Origin of the sequence: Micromonospora sp. GCM10011541, assembly GCF_042650725.1 — a bacterium.
In the GTDB taxonomy this organism is placed as follows: Bacteria; Actinomycetota; Actinomycetes; order Mycobacteriales; family Micromonosporaceae; genus Micromonospora; species Micromonospora sicca.
In genome coordinates this window covers 20,236-39,654 of the sequence record NZ_JBHSBP010000102.1, presented here as the reverse complement: position 1 = coordinate 39,654, position 19,419 = coordinate 20,236, and the positions used below count along the sequence as shown (strand labels likewise).

The 19,419-nt window shown below is 71.4% G+C and carries 17 protein-coding genes; 8 read left to right on the top strand and 9 right to left on the bottom strand.

Annotated elements, in window-relative coordinates; translation table 11 throughout:
- Positions 1–200: 200 nt before the first annotated feature.
- The 3 genes from ACFOYX_RS34230 to ACFOYX_RS34220 are packed head-to-tail and all read right to left on the bottom strand — an operon-like array spanning position 201 to position 3,377.
- Positions 201–548, bottom strand: coding sequence for a DUF779 domain-containing protein (locus ACFOYX_RS34230; RefSeq protein ID WP_322440947.1), 348 nt, complete (start codon positions 546–548; stop codon positions 201–203).
- Positions 548–2,053 carry an aldehyde dehydrogenase gene (gene adh, locus ACFOYX_RS34225; protein WP_322440948.1) on the bottom strand — a complete coding sequence of 502 codons (1,506 nt, stop codon included), beginning with the start codon at positions 2,051–2,053 and terminating at the stop codon, positions 548–550. Before adh ends, ACFOYX_RS34230 begins: the two co-directional genes overlap by 1 nt.
- 40 nt (positions 2,054–2,093) lie before the next feature.
- Positions 2,094–3,377: a GAF domain-containing protein gene (locus ACFOYX_RS34220; protein WP_322440949.1), complete on the bottom strand. Its 1,284-nt coding sequence runs from the start codon at positions 3,375–3,377 to the stop codon at positions 2,094–2,096.
- Positions 3,378–3,516: 139 nt separating this feature from the next.
- On the opposite strand from ACFOYX_RS34220, the gene ACFOYX_RS34215 reads away from it, so the two are divergent.
- The 3 genes from ACFOYX_RS34215 to ACFOYX_RS34205 all read left to right on the top strand — a co-directional run bounded on the left by ACFOYX_RS34215 (position 3,517) and on the right by ACFOYX_RS34205 (position 5,516).
- Entirely contained in the window at positions 3,517–3,732 is a 216-nt protein-coding gene (locus ACFOYX_RS34215; RefSeq protein WP_146230987.1) for a hypothetical protein, read from the top strand.
- A gap of 98 nt (positions 3,733–3,830) precedes the next feature.
- Entirely contained in the window at positions 3,831–4,715 is an 885-nt protein-coding gene (locus ACFOYX_RS34210; RefSeq protein WP_322440950.1) for a hypothetical protein, read from the top strand.
- 93 nt (positions 4,716–4,808) lie between these two features.
- On the top strand, positions 4,809–5,516 hold the full coding sequence (locus tag ACFOYX_RS34205; RefSeq protein WP_322440951.1) for a hypothetical protein: 708 nt from the start codon (positions 4,809–4,811) through the stop codon (positions 5,514–5,516).
- 143 nt (positions 5,517–5,659) lie between these two features.
- Here the strand turns inward: ACFOYX_RS34205 and ACFOYX_RS34200 are convergent, their stop codons facing one another.
- The 5 genes from ACFOYX_RS34200 to ACFOYX_RS34180 all read right to left on the bottom strand — a co-directional run bounded on the left by ACFOYX_RS34200 (position 5,660) and on the right by ACFOYX_RS34180 (position 10,856).
- The gene (locus tag ACFOYX_RS34200) at positions 5,660–6,649 is read right to left on the bottom strand and encodes a transporter (RefSeq protein WP_322440952.1); all 990 of its coding nucleotides are present in this window, start codon (positions 6,647–6,649) and stop codon (positions 5,660–5,662) included.
- Positions 6,646–7,536: an ABC transporter ATP-binding protein gene (locus ACFOYX_RS34195; protein WP_322440953.1), complete on the bottom strand. Its 891-nt coding sequence runs from the start codon at positions 7,534–7,536 to the stop codon at positions 6,646–6,648. The genes ACFOYX_RS34200 and ACFOYX_RS34195 overlap by 4 nt, the downstream gene beginning before the upstream one ends.
- A gap of 11 nt (positions 7,537–7,547) precedes the next feature.
- On the bottom strand, positions 7,548–7,964 hold the full coding sequence (locus tag ACFOYX_RS34190) for a GntR family transcriptional regulator (RefSeq protein ID WP_322440954.1): 417 nt from the start codon (positions 7,962–7,964) through the stop codon (positions 7,548–7,550).
- 118 nt (positions 7,965–8,082) lie between these two features.
- A complete protein-coding gene (gene gabT / locus ACFOYX_RS34185) occupies positions 8,083–9,354 on the bottom strand; it encodes a 4-aminobutyrate--2-oxoglutarate transaminase (RefSeq protein WP_322440955.1) in 1,272 nt (423 codons plus the stop codon).
- Between the two features lie 65 nt (positions 9,355–9,419).
- On the bottom strand, positions 9,420–10,856 hold the full coding sequence (locus ACFOYX_RS34180) for a gamma-aminobutyraldehyde dehydrogenase (protein ID WP_322440956.1): 1,437 nt from the start codon (positions 10,854–10,856) through the stop codon (positions 9,420–9,422).
- A 142-nt stretch (positions 10,857–10,998) separates the two neighbouring features.
- Between ACFOYX_RS34180 and ACFOYX_RS34175 the strand changes: the two genes are divergently transcribed.
- Positions 10,999–12,438, top strand: a complete 1,440-nt coding sequence (locus ACFOYX_RS34175; RefSeq protein WP_322440957.1) for an aldehyde dehydrogenase family protein — start codon at positions 10,999–11,001, stop codon at positions 12,436–12,438.
- A 144-nt stretch (positions 12,439–12,582) separates the two neighbouring features.
- On the opposite strand, the gene ACFOYX_RS34170 is transcribed toward ACFOYX_RS34175, so the two are convergent.
- Positions 12,583–13,815, bottom strand: a complete 1,233-nt coding sequence (locus ACFOYX_RS34170; RefSeq protein ID WP_322440958.1) for an SUKH-3 domain-containing protein — start codon at positions 13,813–13,815, stop codon at positions 12,583–12,585.
- 80 nt (positions 13,816–13,895) lie between these two features.
- On the opposite strand from ACFOYX_RS34170, the gene ACFOYX_RS34165 reads away from it, so the two are divergent.
- From ACFOYX_RS34165 to ACFOYX_RS34150, 4 genes are all read left to right on the top strand, one after another.
- A complete protein-coding gene (locus ACFOYX_RS34165; RefSeq protein ID WP_322440959.1) occupies positions 13,896–14,309 on the top strand; it encodes a YbaB/EbfC family nucleoid-associated protein in 414 nt (137 codons plus the stop codon).
- Between the two features lie 5 nt (positions 14,310–14,314).
- On the top strand, positions 14,315–14,671 hold the full coding sequence (locus tag ACFOYX_RS34160; RefSeq protein WP_322440960.1) for a hypothetical protein: 357 nt from the start codon (positions 14,315–14,317) through the stop codon (positions 14,669–14,671).
- A gap of 18 nt (positions 14,672–14,689) precedes the next feature.
- Positions 14,690–18,952 carry a toxin glutamine deamidase domain-containing protein gene (locus ACFOYX_RS34155; protein ID WP_322440961.1) on the top strand — a complete coding sequence of 1,421 codons (4,263 nt, stop codon included), beginning with the start codon at positions 14,690–14,692 and terminating at the stop codon, positions 18,950–18,952.
- An 81-nt stretch (positions 18,953–19,033) separates the two neighbouring features.
- The gene (locus ACFOYX_RS34150; protein WP_322440962.1) at positions 19,034–19,411 is read left to right on the top strand and encodes a hypothetical protein; all 378 of its coding nucleotides are present in this window, start codon (positions 19,034–19,036) and stop codon (positions 19,409–19,411) included.
- Positions 19,412–19,419: the final 8 nt, after the last annotated feature.

The following is a 19,419-nucleotide window of genomic DNA, read 5'->3' as shown; positions in this document are numbered from 1 at the left end:
CGCGAAATCTACCGACGCCTCGAAACCCCGCCCTCAGAGCTTGACGCAGCATAGGAGCGTCCCTTCCGCCCACCCGCTCTCCCGCGATCTTGCACTTACTGCCCGGATAAGAAGGGCAAGCCAGGCATTTCAACGACCCAAAGTGCAAGATCGCGAAAGTGGGAGTGGGAGTGGGAGCGGGAGCGGGAGCGGGAGTGGGGTCAGGTGGCCAGCCGGGAGCGGATCAGGAAGCGGACGCCGTCGGGGGCCTCCAGGGAGAAGCCGCTGCCTCGGCCGGGGACCACGTCGACGGTGAGCCTGGTGTGTTTCCAGAGGTCCCACTGGGACTTCGACATCCAGAACTCGACCGGCTCGGGGACGCCGTCCACGGCGAGCGCCGCGAGGCGGACGTCGGAGCCGCCGGTGCGGAACTCGCCGGCCGGGTAGCACATCGGGGCGCTGCCGTCGCAACAGCCGCCGGACTGGTGGAACATCAGCGGCCCGTGCCGCCCCCGCAACGACCGGATCAGCTCGGCCGCCGCGGGGGTCACGGTCACAGGATCAGCCATCAGAAGAAGCCGAGCTTCTTGGTGGAGTAGCTGACCAGCAGGTTCTTGGTCTGCTGGTAGTGCTCCAGCATCATCTTGTGGTTCTCCCGGCCGATGCCGGACTGCTTGTACCCGCCGAACGCGGCGTGCGCCGGGTAGGCGTGGTAGCAGTTGGTCCAGACCCGCCCGGCCTGGATGGCCCGGCCGGCCCGGTACGCGGTGTTCATGTCCCGGGTCCACACGCCCGCCCCGAGGCCGTACAGCGTGTCGTTGGCGATCTTCACCGCGTCGTCGAGGTCGGCGAAGGAGGTCACCGAGACGACCGGGCCGAAGATCTCCTCCTGGAAGATCCGCATCGAGTTGTCGCCCTCGAAGACGGTCGGCTCGACGTAGTACCCGCCGGACAGTTCGCCGCCAAGGTCCGCCCGTGAACCGCCGGTGAGCACCCGGGCGCCCTCCTGCCGGCCGATGTCCAGGTAGGACAGGATCTTCTCCAGTTGGTCGTTGGAGGCCTGCGCGCCGATCATCGTGTCGGTGTCCAGCGGGTGGCCCTGCTTGACCGCCTTGGTCCGGTCCACCGCCGCCGCCAGGAAGTCCGAGTAGTGGCCCTGCTGGATCAGCGCCCGGGACGGGCAGGTGCAGACCTCACCCTGGTTGAGGGCGAACATGGTGAAGCCCTCGAGCGCCTTGTCCAAGAACTCGTCGGAGCGAGCACTGACGTCGTCGAAGAAGATGTTCGGGCTCTTGCCGCCCAGTTCCAGGGTGACCGGTTTGATGTTCTCGCTGGCGTACTGCATGATCAGCCGCCCGGTGGTGGTCTCGCCGGTGAACGCCACCTTCGCCACCCGGGGCGAGGACGCGAGCGGCTTGCCCGCCTCGACGCCGAAGCCGTTGACCACGTTCACCACCCCGGGTGGGAGCAGGTCGGCGACCAGCGACAGCAGGTAGTGGATGGACGCCGGGGTCTGCTCGGCGGGCTTGAGCACCACCGCGTTGCCGGCGGCCAGCGCCGGGGCGAGCTTCCAGGTGGCCATCAGGATCGGGAAGTTCCACGGGATGATCTGCCCGACCACGCCGAGCGGCTCGTGGAAGTGGTACGCCACGGTGTCGTCGTCGATCTCGCCGAGGCTGCCCTCCTGGGCCCGGATCGCCCCGGCGAAGTAGCGGAAGTGGTCGATGGCCAGGGGGATGTCGGCGGCCAGGGTCTCGCGTACCGGCTTGCCGTTCTCCCAGGTCTCGGCGACGGCGAGGGACTCCAGGTTGTCCTGCATCCGGTCGGCGATCTTGTTGAGGATCAGGGCGCGTTCGGCGACCGAGGTGCGCCCCCAGGCGTCGGCGGCGCCGTGCGCGGCGTCGAGGGCCTTCTCGACGTCGTCGGCGGTGCCGCGGGCGACCGCACAGAAGGTCTGGCCGGTGACCGGGGTGGGGTTCTCGAAGTACTGGCCGCCGTGCGGCTTGACGTACTCGCCGCCGATGAAGTGGTCGTAGCGGGACTGCCAGTGGGTGGGAGCGTCGTAGCGCGCCATGGGTACCTCCGCCGTCCGTCTGGGGGTGACGGCGGGGACGTTAGTTTCGCGGACGTTGCAGCAACGTTGCGCGCGGCAGGTCGTACTCCCGGGAGAGCTGGTGGACGCGCGCCACCGCGAGGGGCCGACGCGGCGCACCCGGCGGCAAGGCCCGGGCCAGGGCCTGCCAGGCGGTGAGGTCGTCGGCCCCGGCGGGCGTCGCGGTCCAGGCCGCGAGCAGCGCGGGGTCAGCGGTCGCCAGCACGGCCGCGCGGAGCTGCCCGTCGATGAGCCGGCGCAGTCGCGTCACTCCCGGCGCGTCCGACCCGGGCAGCAACGGCCCGCCGTACGCCTGGAGCGCCCCCGCCGGGTCGCCCCGGTCGAGCAGCTCGGTGACGGTACGGAAGTCGGCGTGCACGGTCCCGCGCAGCCGGTACGGCCGGGAGTCGAGCAGTTCCGGGCCGAGCGCCCGGCGCAGCCGGGACAGTTCGGCGCGCAGGGTGACCGGGTGCAGCCGGTCGTCGCCGTACAGGTCGAGGCCGAGCTGTTCGCCGGTGCGCCCCTCGGGGTGGTCGAGGAGCAGCACCAGCAGTTCGCTGTGCCGGCGGCCGAGCCGGATCCGCCGACCGCCGACGCGCAGCTCCGCCTCGTCGCGGCCGAGCGCGCTGACGGTGACCACGGCCGGGTCGAGGGGTTGGGCGAGGAACGCCTCGGCGGCCCGGGCGGTGGCCCGGACCAGGGCGAGGCTCTGCGGGTTGGCCAGGTGGTCGCCGCCGGTGATGTCGACCGCGCCGAGCAGCCGCCCGGTGGCCGGGTCGTGGATGGGCGCGGCGGCGCAGGTCCAGCGTTGCACCGGCCGGACGAAGTGTTCGGTGGCGAAGATCTGCACGCTGTGGTCGACGGCGAGGGCGGTGCCGGGGGCGTTGGTGCCGGCGTGCGCCTCGTCCCAGCGGGCGCCGGGGATGAAGTTCATCCGCTCGGCGTGCCGGAGCACCCCCGGATGTCCCTCCACCCAGAGCAGCCGCCCGTAGGCGTCGCAGACCGCCATCAGGTGCGCGCCGTCCTGGGCGATGCCGCCGAGCAGGTCACGGAAGAGCGGCAGCACCTGAACGAGGGGATGGGCGGCGCGGTAGCTTTCCAGCGTGTCGTCGCTGAGGTCCACCGGGGCGGTGGCCTCCGGGTCGAGGAGCGCCTGGGCGGAGCGGCGCCACGAGTGCCGGACCACCTCGCGTACCAGTTGTGGTTCGGCGTCGCCGGTGAGGAAGGCTTCGTGGGCGGCGCCGACCTGCGCGATCCGCTCGGCCGGATCGGCGCCGAATTCCAGGGCGAGCCACGGGTCAGCCATCGGCGACCTCCTCGCGCCCATGGTGACCCACCTCACCCACGATCGCCAATACCGGTTGCCCGATCGATCGACGCCCCTTCATGCTGTGTCCCGCCCCCGCAGGGCGCGGCGGCGTGGTGGCACGGGAAGGGTGGTCGTGATGGTCGGGGCGCGGGAACGGATGATGGTGCAGCTCCAGCTGGTCAGCGACGACCGCCATCTGGTGGCCTGGGTACGCGACGACCGCCGGGTGCGGGTCGGCGCCGAGCTCTCGCTGCGCGACCACGCCGAGCCGGACCGCTTCTGGCGGGTGGTGGCCAAGGGCGAGCCGCGGCCCGCCGGTGAGATCAGCCGCGGCTGGCACAACGACATCTGATCTCTCCACGTGGGCCTGGTTCACGCCGGGCCCATGTCTCTTCCGCAAACTTTACATTGACAAGTTCGCGTCCTCGGGACAAACTTGACGATGACAAGATGAGCTTGATCGGGGAGGTCGGAATGGAACCCACCATGGTGCGGCAGCTGTGGCAGCTGATCGAGCCGGTGCACGCGCTGGTCTACTACGCGCCGGAGCTCACCGAGGAGGCCGCGACCCTCGGCCTGGCCACGGACGAGCGCTGGCCGGGCTACTTCGCCCTGCGCTCCGCCCCGCTCGGCGCGGCCGGGCCCGAGCTGGTCACGGCCACCTACTACAGCTTCAGCCCCCGCATGGTCGCCGAGTACGTCCCGGCGGTCTGGTCCGTCGCCGACCCGGCGAAGGTGCTCGACGCGCGACTGTCCGGGATGGACCGGGCGCTACGTGCCCTGCTCGGCGACCGGGTCGACTCGCCCGAGCTGGCCGAGGCCGCCGCGCTGGCCCGCCGCGCCGCGCAGGCCGCCGACCTGGCCGGGCGTCCGCTGGCCGCCGCCAACGCCGACCTGCCCTGGCCGGACGCCCCGCACCTGGCGCTCTGGCAGGCCGCCACCATCCTCCGCGAGCACCGCGGCGACGGGCACGTGGCCGCGCTGCTCACCGCCGGCCTCGACCCGACCGAGGCGCTGGTCTCCTTCGCCGCCGTGGGCGCCGCACCGGTCGAGGTCTTCGCCAGCCGGCGCTGGACCGACGAGGAGTGGGCCGCCGCCCGGGACCGACTCGCCGCGCGGGGCCTGGTGGACGCCGCCGGGCTGGCGACCGACGCCGGCCACCGGCTGCGCGACGAGGTGGACCGGCGTACGGACGACCTGGCGGCGGCACCCTGGCGGGCGGTCGGCCCGGCGGTCGGCCGGTTCGCGCAGCTCGTGGCCCCGCTGACCGGAGCGGTGGTGGCGTCCGGGTTGCTGCCGATGCAAAGCACGCTGGGCATCCGTCGGCCACAGTGATTCAGGTAACTTTCCGGTCGGTGTCGCTGATCCCGGCAGCGCTCCCAGCCCGTACCGGCAGTCGTCAGAGGACATCGGACGACGGGAGATGCGGTGAGGGTGCAGCGGAAGCACGTACTGGCGGCCGGGGTGGCGGCGGTCGCGGCGGCGGTGGTGGCGGTCGGGACCGGGTTCGGCTTCGCCGACACCACTCCCGCCGGACAGAGCGCCTGCCAGGGGTCGGTCACCTTCTCGGCCGAGGGCGGGGCGCCCGCGGCGACCAGCGACCGGTTCCCGGTCGGCACCCGGCTGCGCGTGACGAACCTGGACAACGGCAAGGCGGCGACGGTGTCGGTGACCGGCCCGTCGGGCAGTTGTGTGCTGCTCAACGCGGCGGCGATGGACCTGGTCCGGGAGCCGGGCAAGAACGTCATCCGGCGCAACCTGGTGGAGCGCCTGGACGGTGGCGGCGGGGCGGCGCAGCCGGGTGGCGGCGGGCCGGCCGGTGGCCAGACCCGGCCGGGTGACGCGCAGCCCGGTGCCGCCGGGCCCGGCGGCGGGGTGAGCGCACCGGCCGGGCAGAGCGTCTGCACCGGAGCGATCACGTTCTCCGCCGAGGGTGGCGCGCCCGCCGCGACCAGCGGACAGTTCCCGGTCGGCACCCGGCTGCGAGTGACCAACCTGGACAACGGCAAGGTGGTGACGGTGCCGGTGACCGGCCCGTCGGGCAGTTGTGTGCTGCTCAACGCCGCCGCGATGGAGCTGATCCGCGAGCCGGGCAAGAACCTGGTCCGCCGCAACGCGGTGGAGCTGCTCCGCTGATCACGCCGCCGCGCGGTTGCCGCCTGGTGCCGGGGTGCCCCGCCGGCGCGGCGGCGCCCCGGCCCGGCGGCCGGTGGAACACCATGGGTGTCTCCGAGGTGCCGTGGCACCCATGGTGTTCCACCGAGGAGCGCCGGCGGTCGTCAGGCGATGCGACGGATGCGGCGGACGGCCAGGTAGAGCAGGAGCGCCGCGAGCGCGACGAAGATGCCGGTCTCGATGCCCTGGAACAGCCAGAACCGGCCCGCCGGCTGGTAGAGCTGCCAGTTGTAGGCGCCGGGCCCCAGGCCCAGCTCGGCACCGCAGGCCCGGCCGTCCGGTCCCTTCCCGCCCGGCGGGCACATGATCTGGGTGTCCGCCGCCACCATCGTCCCGTCGGCGTCGCGGATGCCCTGGGAGAGGATCCAGTCGCCGCGCTCCGTCAACGGCTCCCCGGTCCCCTCGATCGGGAAGGCGAGGGTCCGGGCGGGCTGGTAGTGCGGCCGGGCCAGGATCGCCACCACCGCCCGTACGCCGATGAACCCGGCCAGGGTAATGCCCATGGCGGGCAGCATCTGCTTCCACACCGTGCCGGTGAAGATGCCGAGCGCCACGGCGAAGAGGGTGTAGCCGATCGGGACCACGCCTTGCAGGTCGAAGACGATCAGGCCGAGCCGGCCCTCCCGGGCGGCGTGGGTCAGCGGGTCGACCCACCAGGACATGCCCAGCCCGTAGCAGACCGCGAGGGCCACCACGGCCGCGCCGACCAGCCCGAACTTCACCAGCGCCCATCGGGTCCGGCCGACGCCCTGGGTCCAGATGAAGCGGTGCGTGCCGTGCTCCACCTCCCGGGCGACCAGCGGGGCGCCCCAGAACAGGCCGACCAGCACCGGCAGGGTGAGCAGCAGTACGGCCACCAGGTTGAGGCTGCCGTACTGGTTGGTGAAGCGGCGGAAACCCGCCTCGCAGCTGTCTCGGGTCGTCGCGGCCACGTCCGGGTCGCTCAGTTGGCCTACGCACTCCGCCAGCCCGAGGTCGGCGAAGGTGTGCCGCATCGACAGGCCGATCGGCACCATCAGGGCGGCGAGCGCCGCGAACCCCAGCAGAGTGAAGAACGCCTGCTTGCGGTGTTGCCGCCAGGTCAGCCAGATCATGCCGGCACCCCCCACTCGCTGTGCCTGGTCTGCGTGGCGCCGTCGGCCAGGTAGGCCAGGACGACGTCCTCCAAGCCGACGTCGCGCACCGTCCAGGCGGGATCGGTGACCGGGCCGTCGGTGCGGACCAGCAGCGTGGACTGCCGGTCGGTGTGGCTGGCCCGGACCACCCCGTTGACGCCGCCGATCGGGCCGCCGTCGTGCCGCGGGCCGACCAGCTGCCGGTGCGACGCGACCAGGTCGTCGACCGCGCCGGCGAGCTGCACCTGGGCGGCGTTGAGCACGATCAGGTAGTCGCAGACCCGTTCCAGGTCGGCGAGCAGGTGCGAGGAGAGCAGCACGGTGGTCTCGGACTCGGCGACGCTGCCCATCAGCGACTGCAGGAACTCCCTGCGGGCCAACGGGTCCAGGCTGGCGACCGGCTCGTCGAGCAGCAGCAGCCGGGGCCGCTTCGCCAGCGCGAGGGCCAGCGCAACCTGGGCGCGCTGACCGCCGGAGAGCTTGCCGACCGGCAGCTTGGGCGGGATGCCGAGCTGGGCCAGCCGGTTACGGGCGAGCGCCCCGTCCCAGCGCTTGTTCAGCCGGCCGCCGAGCTGGACCAGCTCCGCCGCGGTGAAGTCCCGGTAGAGCGGGGTGTCCTGGGCCACGAAGCCGATCTCGGGCAGGACCGCCGGGTTGTCGTACGGCGCCTCGCCGAAGATCCGCACCGCGCCGGCGTTGGGCCGGAGCAGGCCCACCGCCAGGTGCAGCAGGGTGCTCTTGCCGGCGCCGTTCGGGCCGACGAGTGCGGCGATCCGCCCGGCGGGAAGGCGCAGCGAGCAGTCCCGCAGCGCCCAGGTTCTCCCGTACCGCTTGCCGAGCTGGTCGGCCTCCAGCGCGATGTCCATTCGGTGTCCTCTCATCCTGCTGAGGCGGGCTCGGCGCGCGGTGCCTCGGCGGCCAGCGCGGCCCGCATGGTGGTCTCGACCAGGGCGGTGACGTCTTCGGGGGTCAGCCCGGCGGCGCGGGCACGGTGCAGCCAGGCCACCAGTTCTTCGCGCAGCTCGGCCTGGTGGGGCAGCGACGAGCCGGCGAGGGTGCGGCGGACGAACGTGCCCACGCCGGGACGCCCCTCCACGAGGCCCTCGATCTCCAACTCGCGGTACGCCTTCAGCACCGTGTTCGGGTTGATGGCCAGCGACTGCGCCACGTCGCGGACCTTCGGCAGCTGGTCGCCCGGCGTCAGCAGCCCCACCCGCAGGGCCTGCTTGACCTGCTGGATCAGCTGCACGTAGGTGTTCACCTTGGACCGGCCGTCCAGCACGAACTCGATCACCCGATGGCCTTCCTGTTGTACTACGACAGTAAGACTATAAGACAGGATGCGCGCCAGCGGAACGACGAAACCCGCCCCTCTGTCGAGGGACGGGTTCCGGTGGCGGCGGCGGGCCGGATCAGCCGAAGGCGGCGTCCAGGATGTCCAGGCCCCGGGCCAGCTCGTCGTCGGAGATGACCAGCGGGGGCAGGAAGCGCAGCACGTTGCCGTACGTGCCACAGGTGAGGGTGAGCAGGCCGGCGGCGTGGCAGGCCGCCGACACCGCCGCCGTGGCGGCCGGATCGGGGGTCAGGGTGCCGGGCCGCACCAGCTCCATGGCGAGCATCGCGCCCCGGCCGCGTACCTCGGCGACCCGCGGGTCGCGGGCGGCGATGGCGCGCAACCGGTCGCCCATCACCCGCTCGATCCGTCGCGCGGCGGCGGCCAGGTCCAGCTCGTGCATGGTCTCGATGGCGGCCAGCGCGGCGGCGCAGGCGATCGGGTTCCCGCCGTACGTGCCGCCGAGGCCGCCGACATGCACCGCGTCCATCAGCTCCGCCCGCCCGGTCACCGCGGCCAGGGGCAGGCCGCCGGCGATGCCCTTGGCCAGCGTGATCAGGTCCGGCTCGACGCCCTCGTGCTGGCAGGCGAACCAGTCCCCGGTCCGGCAGAACCCGGTCTGGATCTCGTCGGCGACGAAGACCACCCCGGTGGACGTCGCCCACTCGCGCAGCGCCGGCAGGAAACCTTCCGCCGGTACGACGAAGCCGCCCTCGCCCTGGATCGGCTCGATCAGCAGCGCGGCCACGTTCTCCGCCCCGACCTGCTTCTCGATCATCTCCACGGCTCGGGCTGCCGCCTCGGCCCCGGACAGGCCGCCGTCACGCAGTGGGTACGACATCGGCAGCCGGTAGATCTCCCCGGCGAACGGTCCGAACCGGTGCTTGTACGGCATGTTCTTCGCGGTCAGCGCCATGGTCAGGTTGGTCCGACCGTGGTACGCGTGGTCGAAGACCACCACCGCCGGCCGCCCGGTGGCGTGCCGGGCGATCTTGACGGCGTTCTCCACCGCCTCGGCGCCGGAGTTGAACAGCGCCGAGCGCTTCTCGAAGTCGCCCGGGGTCAGCGCGTTGAGCTGCTCGCAGACCGCCACGTACGACTCGTACGGCGCGACCATGAAACAGGTGTGGGTGAAGCGCTCGACCTGCGCCCGGACCGCTTCGACCACCTTCGGGGCGGCGTTGCCCACGTTGGCGACGGCGATGCCGGCGGCGAAGTCGATCCACTCCCGCCCGTCGACGTCGGTGATGGTGCCGCCGCCCGCCCGGTCCACGTAGGACGAGACGGTGCTGCCGACGCCGCGCGCCACCGCCGCCCCGCGCCGCTTGTGCAGCTCGTCAGAAGAAGTCATGCTGCGCCTTCCTTCGTTCGCGACTGCGGGGCTCGCAAACCCGGCTCGCTCCTCGCGCTCACAGGTCAGCCCTCGATGTTGTGCATGACGTGCTTGAGCCGGGTGTAGTCCTCCAGGCTGTAGACCGACAGGTCCTTGCCGTGCCCGGAGTGCTTGAAGCCGCCGTGCGGCATCTCGGAGACGAACGGGATGTGGGTGTTCACCCAGACGCAGCCGAAGTCGAGCCGGCGGGTCATCCGCATCGCCCGGCCGTGGTCCTTGGTCCAGACCGAGGCGGACAGGCCGTAGTCGACGCCGTTGGCCCAGCGCACCGCCTCGTCCTCGTCGGAGAAGCGCTGCACCGTGATGACCGGGCCGAACACCTCGTCCTGGATGATCTCGTCCTGCTGGCGTACTCCGCTGACCACCGTGGGGGCGTAGAAGTAACCCCGGGTGCCCTGCCGGGATCCCCCGGTCTCGACGTTCGCGTGGTCCGGCAGCCGGTCCAGGAAGCCGCGTACCCGGGCGAGCTGGTTGGCGTTGTTCAGCGGGCCGTAGAGCACGTCCTCGTCGTCCGGCGCGCCGGTCCTGGTGTTCCGGGCCTGCTCGGCGAGGGCGGCCACGAAGTCGTCGTACACGCCGGGGCCGGCGAGCACCCGGGTCGCGGCGGTGCAGTCCTGGCCGGCGTTGAAGTAGCCGCCGACCGCGATCGCCTCGGCCGCCGCCGCGATGTCCGCGTCGTCGAAGACCACCACCGGGGCCTTGCCGCCCAGCTCCAGGTGGGTTCGCTTGAGGTCGGGGGCCGCGGCGGAGGCGACCTCCATGCCCGCGCGGGTCGAGCCGGTGATCGACACCAGCTGCGGGGTCGGGTGGGAGACGAGGGTACGACCGGTGTCCCGGTCGCCGCAGACCACGTTGAACACGCCCGGCGGGAAGAACTCCGACGCGATCTCGGCCAGCAGCAGCGTCGACACCGGCGTGGTGTCCGACGGCTTCAGTACCACCGTGTTGCCGGCGGCCAGAGCCGGGGCGATCTTCCAGACCGCCATCATCAGCGGGTAGTTCCACGGCGTCACCTGGGCGCAGACGCCGATCGGCTCGCGCCGCACGTACGAGGTGTGGCCGGCCAGGTACTCGCCGGCCGAACGGCCTTCGAGCAGGCGGGCGGCGCCGGCGAAGAAGCGGAACTGGTCCACCGCCGGGGGCAGCTCCTCGTCGGCGGTGAGCTGGCGGGGCTTGCCGGTGTTGCGTACCTCGGCGTCGACCAGTTCGGCGGCGCGGGCCTCCACCGCGTCGGCGAGCTTCAGCATGGCCTTCTGCCGCTCGCCGGGGGTGGCGTCCCGCCAGCTCTCGAAGGCGGTCGCGGCGGCCTTCATCGCCGCGTCTACGTCCGCCGCCCCGGAGACCGGCGCCTGGGCGAAGACCTCGCCCGTGCAGGGGTCGATGAGGTCGGCGTAGCCGCCGTCCACCGGGTCGACGTACTCGCCGTTGACGAAGTTGCGCAGCTGCTGCTGGTCGCTCATCAGAAGTCTCCGAGGGGTGGCCGGGGGTGAGGTCAGCGGAGGTTATCGCAATCTGACTGCCATCTTCGCTACTGAATTCGCGGCAGACAAGGCCCTGGGCAACTGTTTCCGCGCGGCTCTGCGTCGTCTAGGCTGCCGAGGTGTGGAGCCCAGAGCCTTCTATGTCGCCGGCCGCCCCGCTCACGGTGAGGGCGAGCTGACCGTCACCCACCCGTACGACGGTCGGACGGTGGGGCGTACCACCCTCGCCACGGCCGACCAGGTCGAAGCCGCCGTCGCGGCAGCGGCCGGGGTGGCCGCGAAGGCCGCGGCCCTGCCCGCGCACGCGCGGGCGGTGGCCCTGGACCACGTCTCCCGGCGGCTCGCCGAGCGGCACGAGGAGGTCGCGGAGCTGATCACCGCCGAGAACGGCAAGCCGGTGAAGTGGGCGCGGGCCGAGGTGAGCCGCGCGGTGTCGACGTTCCGGTGGGCGGCCGAGGAGGCCCGGCGCTTCTCCGGCGAGCTGCAGCGCCTCGACACCGACCCGGCCGCCACCGGGCGGATCGCGCTGGTCCGGCGGGTGCCGAAGGGGCCGGTGCTGGGCATCGCGCCGTTCAACTTCCCGCTGAACCTGGTCGCCCACAAGGTCGCGCCCTCCATCGCCGTCGGCGCACCGATCATCGTCAAGCCCGCCCCGGCCACCCCGCTGTCGGCGCTGCTGCTCGGCGAGATCCTGGCCGAGACCGAGCTGCCCGAGGGGATGTTCTCGGTGCTGCCGCTGCCCAACGAGCGCGCCGCCGAACTGGTCACCGACCCGCGGCTGCCGGTGGTGTCGTTCACCGGCTCCGGCCCGGTCGGTGCGGCCATCCGCCGGCAGGTGCCGGAGAAGCACGTCACCCTGGAGCTGGGCGGCAACGCGGCGGCGGTGATCTGCGAGGACTGGAATTCCGACGAGGACCTGACCTTCGCCGCGCACCGGATCGCGACCTTCTCCAACTACCAGGCCGGGCAGTCGTGCATCGCGGTGCAGCGGGTGTACGTGCACGAGTGGATCTACGACGGCTTCCTGCCCCGGCTGATCGCCTCGATCGAGGAGCTGCGGACGGGCGACCCGGCCGACCCGCTGACCGACGTCGGTCCGCTGGTCTCCGAGGACGCCGCGCGGCGGGTCGAGGCGTGGGTCGACGAGGCCGTCACCGCCGGGGCCACCATCGAGGTGGGCGGGCGGCGCGACGGCGCCACCTATCCGCCGACCGTGCTGTCCGGGGTGCCGGCGGACGCGAAGGTGTGCGCGGAGGAGGTGTTCGGGCCGGTGCTGGTGGTCGGCCCGGTCGAGAACGACCAGGCCGCGTTCGCCGCCGTCAACGACTCGGCGTACGGATTGCAGGCGGGCGTGTTCACGCACAACCTGCAGACCGCCTTCGCCGCCGCGCGCAGCCTGGAGGTCGGCGGGGTGATCGTCGGGGACGTGCCGTCGTACCGGGCCGACCAGATGCCGTACGGCGGGGTGAAGGGAAGCGGGGTCGGACGCGAGGGGCTGCGCAGCGCGATGGACGACTACACCGAGCCGCGCGTCATGGTCCTGACCGGAGTGGCGCTGTAGTGCTCACCGGCTGAGTCCGTCGCGCTCCGGCCGCGGCGGATCTGGGCGGCGGCTTGGGCGTCGGGGTAGCGGCAGGCGGCCCGGGCGGCGGTGGCGCGATCGGTGGCGCTCAGTCCGACGCGGACAGGCCGGTGAAGTGCTTCGTCACCAGGTGCCGTCGTCGCGTACCCGGGCCGGGGGGCGGCCGAGCAGCAGGGTGGTCAGGGCGGCGTCGATGTCCGGGCCGAGGAACCACTCGCCGGCCTGGTCGAGTGCGAAGATCCGGCCGTGCTCGTCGACGGCGATGATGCTGTCACCGCGCTCGGTGCCCAGCGGAAAAAGCCGTACGCCGAGGACGGCCCCGAAGTCGGCCAGCGTGTCGGCGGTGTGGGCCATGCGGCGAGGGTCGATTTCGAAGCGGGAGATCCAGACCTGTTCTCCAGGTCCTTTGCGCCCGGTCGCAAGACCGGGAAACGCGGTGATGGTCGGCATGACGGCGGGAAACACCTGGTGGGAGTGCCTCCTGGCGGAGACGGCGGTCACCTCCCGGACAGCCGCGGCGGCAAGTACCTCGTCACCGAAGTGGGGACGCCAGCCGGCGATTACCAGAGCATTCGTGACCTGTGGCGGAAACCGTCCCGGGTCAGGATCGACCTGCGGGTCCGAAAGCCTCACCTGGGTGTAGGCGAGATCCGACCAGGGCAGCGCGTTGAACCGCACCAGAAAGTTGACGCAAGAGTCACAGGGCAGCTCGGCTCGTCCACCGGCCGGGTCACCGGCCTCGCGAACTCGGAAGAACTCGATTCCGGCGCGGCCGAGCAGCGTTTCCGCTTCCTGCATGGTCAGCGGAGGAAGGCCGTCGGTCGCACGCCGGTGGTCGTATTCGTGCAGGACGTCGGAGACGACGATCATTTCGGCGTGCCGCTCGCCACCGCGGACCAGCTGACCGGGTGGCAGCTCGTCGAGATACGTCCGTACCAACGGATGGTGTCGCAGCTCGACCTCGCCCTTGGCGCCGAAGGCGCGGTGGACGCGACCGTCGAGGGTGAGGTGAGCCGCGGCGCCCGGTGTGGGCAGGCGGGTGATCTCGCGGAGCAGTTGGCTGGCCGGGTCCATCGTGCGGGGAGCTCGCGGTTCGGGCGGTCGACGCTGCCGGTACATCTGCTCGACGGCAGGGAACGGCAGGCGCGGCCAGGTGGAGACGTCTCCGGTCTCCTTGTCGACGACGGTCGTGGGCAGGTCACCGGGAAGCGCGCGGGCCTCGACGGCGATCCGCGAGGTGATGAGGTAGCCGAGGTCGAACTCCTCGACCACCGGCGTACATGGGAATCCCAGTCGTTCGGAGTCCCGCTGCGCCCACACGGCAGCCAGTTGCTCGGCTTGCTGACGCTCGATCACGGCCTGAAATTACCGGACCCCACGGATTCCGTGGCACCCGGTATGGTCTGCCCTACCGACCGTGACGGAGAGGGGCGGCGTTGACCGAGAGTGTGGACCGGGACGCCAACCGCGCATTGCGGGCGCGGTTCGACGAGGTGTACGGCCAGTACCGGCGAATTCGGTCCGGATTGGACGAACTCCAGGTCAAGCTCACCGAACTGCGGGTGACCGAGCGCTCCGACGACGGGCAGGTGATTGCGACCGTCGGCGCGCGGGGCGAACTGATCAGTGTGGAGGTCGAGCCCTCGGTCTTTCACGACCGCGATGCCGGGGCGTTGAGTCGGAAGATCACCACCACGATCCACCGGGCGTCGGCCTCGGCCGTCAACGCGACCCAGGAGTTGGTCGCCGGCTATCTGCCGGCCGGCTCGCCGTCGGTGGAGTTCCTCCGTACCAACGATTTCAATGCCCTCCTGAGCCGCGCCGACACCGTCCTGCGGCCTGGCGAGTGACCGCCGTGACCGACGGACAGCTCTGGCTGGACCCTGACCGGGCCCGGCGCGGCGGAGCGGACCTGACGCTCGCGGGCGAGGCGATCACCGCTTCCCGGCGACAGGTGGGTGGGGCGATCGCGGACGCGAGCGCCGCCCGACCCTGGGGTCGGGACGACATCGGCGCGGAATTCGAGAAGCAGTATCGCCGCTACGAGGAGACGCTGCTGCGCGCCTGGGAGATGGTCGGTCGCTCCCTGGAGGGGCTCGGTGCCGACGTGGCCCGGTCCGTCGCCGCGACCGTGGAAAACGACGAGGCGACCGCTGGCCAACTCGCCCGCATCCCTGATCAGCACCAGTTTCCGCAGCGGCACCGGCGCTGACCTCCGGAGGATCCGCGCGTGAGCATCCTGCCCAGTCCGATCCCGCACCCGCTCGACTACTGCCCGTGGGACGTGCCCGGTTGGATCTACGAGGCCCTGGACTGGGTGGTCGGGGTGGAATGGCCCGAGGGGAACGAGCGTGCCGTCTGGGACCTCGCCGACCAGTGGTACGGCGTAGCCGCCGTCCTGGCCGGCCCGCGTGACGACGCGACGTCGGCGGCGTCCGAGGTGCGCAGCGGCTACGGCGGCATCGGCGCGGTGGCCGAGGCCTTCGACACCGCGTGGCGGCGGGTGGCCGACGGCGACGAGGCACCCCTGCCCGTCCTGCTCGCGGTCACCGGCGAGCTCGGACGGCTGGTCGAGTCGTGCGGCTGCGACATCGAGGGCGCCAAGCTCGAAGTCTGGATAGAGCTGGGCATCCTGGTCGTCGAGCTGCTCTCGCTGGCGGTCGCGACGGTTCTCACCGCCGGCGCAGCCTCGCCAGCGGCGGGCGTGGCGATCACCACCACCCGGATGGTGGTGCAGCAGATCTTCAAGCGGCTCATGACGCAGCTCGCCCGAAAGGCCCTGAAGGAGGGCATGAAGGAGGCCAGCGAGCGGGCCGCGAAGGAGGTCGTCAAGAGTGGCGTACGCGGGTTTGCCCGTCGTGCCGCGGTCAGCGGGATCGTCGAGGCGGGACAGGAGGCCGGCGTCAGTCTCGCCACCCAGGGGTACCAGAACTCCACGGGTCGTCGGCACGGCCTGGATGTCGCCGACGTCGGCATGTCGGCGGTCGGTGGCTTCGCCGGTGGCGCGGTGGCGCCGCTGGCGGGCCTGGGCCGGCACGCGAACGGGCGGCTCGCCGGGATCGGCGAGCACTTCGGCCGGGAGATGACCGGCGAGGTCTTCGCCGAGGGCGCCGCCGGCCTGGTCACCGGACAGGGGGTGTCGCCGGAGGATGTCGCACGGGCGGCCGCCTCCGGTGTCAGCGGCTCGGCGACCAGCCAGGCGGACACCGCGCTGCACCACCGACTCGACGGGCGGATGGCCGCCCTTGCCGAGCTCTCTGCGCAGCCGATGGATCTGACTGCTCCCGTTCCTCTCGCCGGTTCCGAATCGGGGACCCAGGCGGCAGGCCATATCCCGACGCAACGGATACCCAACACGGTCGGGTCGGTGATCGCTCCGCACATCGAGGACCTCGGTTCCGGGGCCGGGACCCATCCGGGCTCAGCCGCAGCCGCAGCCTTCCACCCCGCCACCGCGGATGCCGGCGCGACGCCGGTGCATCAGGCGGCCGGCCCCGATGCGCACCCCCTGGAGGTGGCGGCGAGCCCAACGCTCTCCTCGGTGGCCGTCGAGTCGCCCGTCTCCGGCCCGCTCCCTTCAGTCAACGCCGCCCCGGGCGTCGGTCCGATCCAAACCTCCACAGCCCCCGGTCCGACCCCCGACCCCTCCATGTCCATCCAGGCAGCTCCGACGCACTCCACTGCGGCGGCGTCTGGTATGGACGGACCCGCGTCAGGCTCAACGCAGACGAAGGCAGCCTCACCGGCCCTTACGCCGGTTGACCGGTCATCGGCCGGCATGGCTGCATCGCAGTCGAGTCTGCCCCTCGCGCCACCGCCGTATCGGACGGTCGCTCCCACCGCTGGGCAGGAGGGGTACCGGCCCCCCACCACCGGTCCAGACACCCCGCCTTCGTCCTCTTCCCGATTTCCGCTGCTGGAGGCTTTGGCGCCCGGACCACCCCGCCCGGCCCACGATCCCTCCCCGGTTCTAACCGACCCATTGGATCCGCTCCCGCCGGTCCCCACGCGCACGTCCGATCGGCGTGCGGCTCAACTGGCCGCACAGCGCGAAGGCCTGGACCGACGCCGCTACCAGGGCTACTTCGAGGCGCAGCGGCAGTGGTTCGAGGACAAGCGGCGCCATGAGGAAGCGAACTGGCACCGCAGCAGGGCCGATGTTCAAGAGCAGCGGGCCAGTTACTGGGCGGCTCAGGCCACCGAGCTTCGTCAAACGGGCCATGAGTTGCTCGCACAGCGGTGGCAGCAGGCCGCGTTCGAGGCGAGCAAGGAAAGCCACGAGCTGCGCGAGCGGGCCTGGAAGGTCCTCGACGGGTCGGTTGTGCCCGACCAAGTGGCGGTCGAGGACGACGCGGACTTCTACCGGATCAACGACGACGTCGCCGACCTCGCACCCGGTTCGGTCGAGACGTCGGACCGGTCGGCGCTCACCGGAGACGATGACCCGCCGCCGATCGACCGCTCCCGCAGGTTCGGCGTGCGGGGCGGCCTGCGTCCACCGCTCGCGTTGCACCAGATCGACCTGGAACGGCAGTTGCCGCGCAACCCGGATGGCAGCATCGTGCGGACAGCCGATCCCCGGTACGGCGGCTGGTTCCAGCTCGCGAACGACGGCGGCCCGCAGGCCGACGCCACCCGGGGCATCAACTGCCTGGACTGCACCCTGTCGCTCTACGACACGTGGCTGCACGGCCGTCCCCGGGTTTCCGCTCCGCGTACCTTCGACGGCTACCTGGAGGGGGACGTCCGCCGCCCGGTCGGCGGTGAGGTGGACGGTCCCCGACGGGTTGAGGAGATCACCGGAGGACGGTTCCAAAAGCTGTGCCCTGAGACCGGCGCGGCCACCGGTTTCGGGGCGAGACAGGCGGTCGAGCGCGGGTATCGCGGCCTCCACGAGCAGTTGCTGCTGGGTGGGCGCGGCAGTTACGCCTTCCTCATCACCAGTTGGGAGGATGGCGGCTCACACGCGTGGGTGGCGCTGAACCAGAACGGCGCGGTGCTCTACCTCGATCCGCAGAGCGGGCACGTCTGGGATCGCCCGCTCTACACGCACAGCGGCGTGCCGGGTCAGGCCAACGTGGTCGGGATCGACGCACTGGTCCTGGGCCGGGACGGTCGCCCGATGCCGCTGGCCGGCCGGCCACCGGGCGACTTCAACGTCCTGCCCGACGTACCGGAGCCGTCCGACCCGCCCCGACCACCGACCCCGCGCAATCCGGTGGACGACGTGCCGGACTTCAACCACGTCCACCTGCTCTGGGAATCCACCACCGCCGACCCGCCCGGCGCCACCGCACCCGCTGCAAGTCCACCCGAGCCGGATCCGGACGGCCAGCGGCGTGGCCGTCTGACTGCTCACTCCGACCGGATCTCGGCCGGGGTGTTCGTTCGGGAGGCCGTCACCGCCAGCACCAGCCTGGAGGAGGTCTTCGCCGCCGGAGTGACCCCTGTCGAGTTGGCGAACCACGTGGATGCGCCGACGCTCCGCCGGCTGGTGCCGGAGCTGGGCGAAGCGGCTGCCCAGGACGTGACGCGACTCTTCGGCGATCCCCAGTTCCAACAGATGCTGGATCAGACGTGGGAGGCGCCGCCGCGCGGCGAGCCGATGCTGGCCGAGACAGTCGTCCGGCAGTTGACGCAGCGCCCCGACCTGGTCCGGATGATCCTGACAACGCCGGAGCTGGCGAACTCCCTGACGGCCAGGCCGATGACCCTGCACCATCTAGCCAGCTACCAACAGGCCATCGACGTCCTCGCCGAGGTCCTCGACGAGATCGCCGAACGCGGTCCGGAGGCGGTGATCGCTGAGGAAGAGCCGGTCCCCAAGCCCACGCCGGTGACGCCCCAGCAACGGCAGATCAGTGCAGCAGTCACCGCCCGCAGGCAGCCCAATCTGCAACTCGGCTTCGACCTGTCCCGCCGTGGCGACGAAACCTACCGGCTCACCTATGTCGAACAGCTTTTTGCCGATGCTGTTGCGGCCCAGCGGGAGCTGAACGGCATAGCGACGGATCTGGCTGGTGATCATGGGCGGCCGGGCTGGCGGGTCCAACCCAAGGGCCGCGACCGGGTACTGGACAAGCTGGTGGAATACAAGAACGACGCGTCCCGGCTGAAGGACCTGGCCGCGGCCAAGGTTCAGTTCCGCCAGCTCGACGACATCTACCGGGCGGTTGGTTACCTGGCCGCCGATCCTCAGGTGCTGATCCTCGACATCAAGGATCGTTTTCTGTCACCCCAGCTGAGTGGATACCGCGACGTGCTGGTGAACCTGCGTATGTCGAACGGGCACGTCGCCGAGCTCCGACTGCACCTTGCCGCGCTCGATCGCGTAGCCGAGTGGGAGCATGCCCTGTACGAGGTTCGACGTGACCTCGAGGCCATATCTGAAGCGGACGGTCGTCCCCTGACACCCGTCGAGCGGGCCATCCGAGACGGCCTGTTGCAGCGGGTGCAGGACAGCTTCTGGCGTGCACTCGGCGAAGGACTCTGAGAGGTGCCACAGCAAGTGACTCACGTGAGAGGCCTGGCGCTTCCGAGGTTCTTCAGCTACTACGAGTCTCCCGTCAAGTTGGTGGAAACAGCAGACGGTGGGGTGGCCGGATGGCGTCTTTCCTGGGACACCGGCGGTTGGCAGCCGGCCAACAATCTGATTGACAAGGTGCTCTTCGTCGGTGGGGACGAGATCGACGAGATAACGCGCGACGAGTTCGTCCAGCGGACTGAGCATGATCGTGGGCGCTATCTGAAGGGCGAGGGACCTGTCTTCGCTCTGTACGAGACCGTGCGGGCGATCGAAGAGACTTTGGGCCGCGAGCAGCGTTATCCGACTCTCCGGGAGCAAGCCCTGATCAGTGGCATCCGGCGGAGGACGTTTGTCATGTTCGAGGAGGCGCTCCAGCGGGCCGGTGACCCCGGTGCCGATCCCACCATCGCCGACAGCCAGGCATAGCGGCGTAA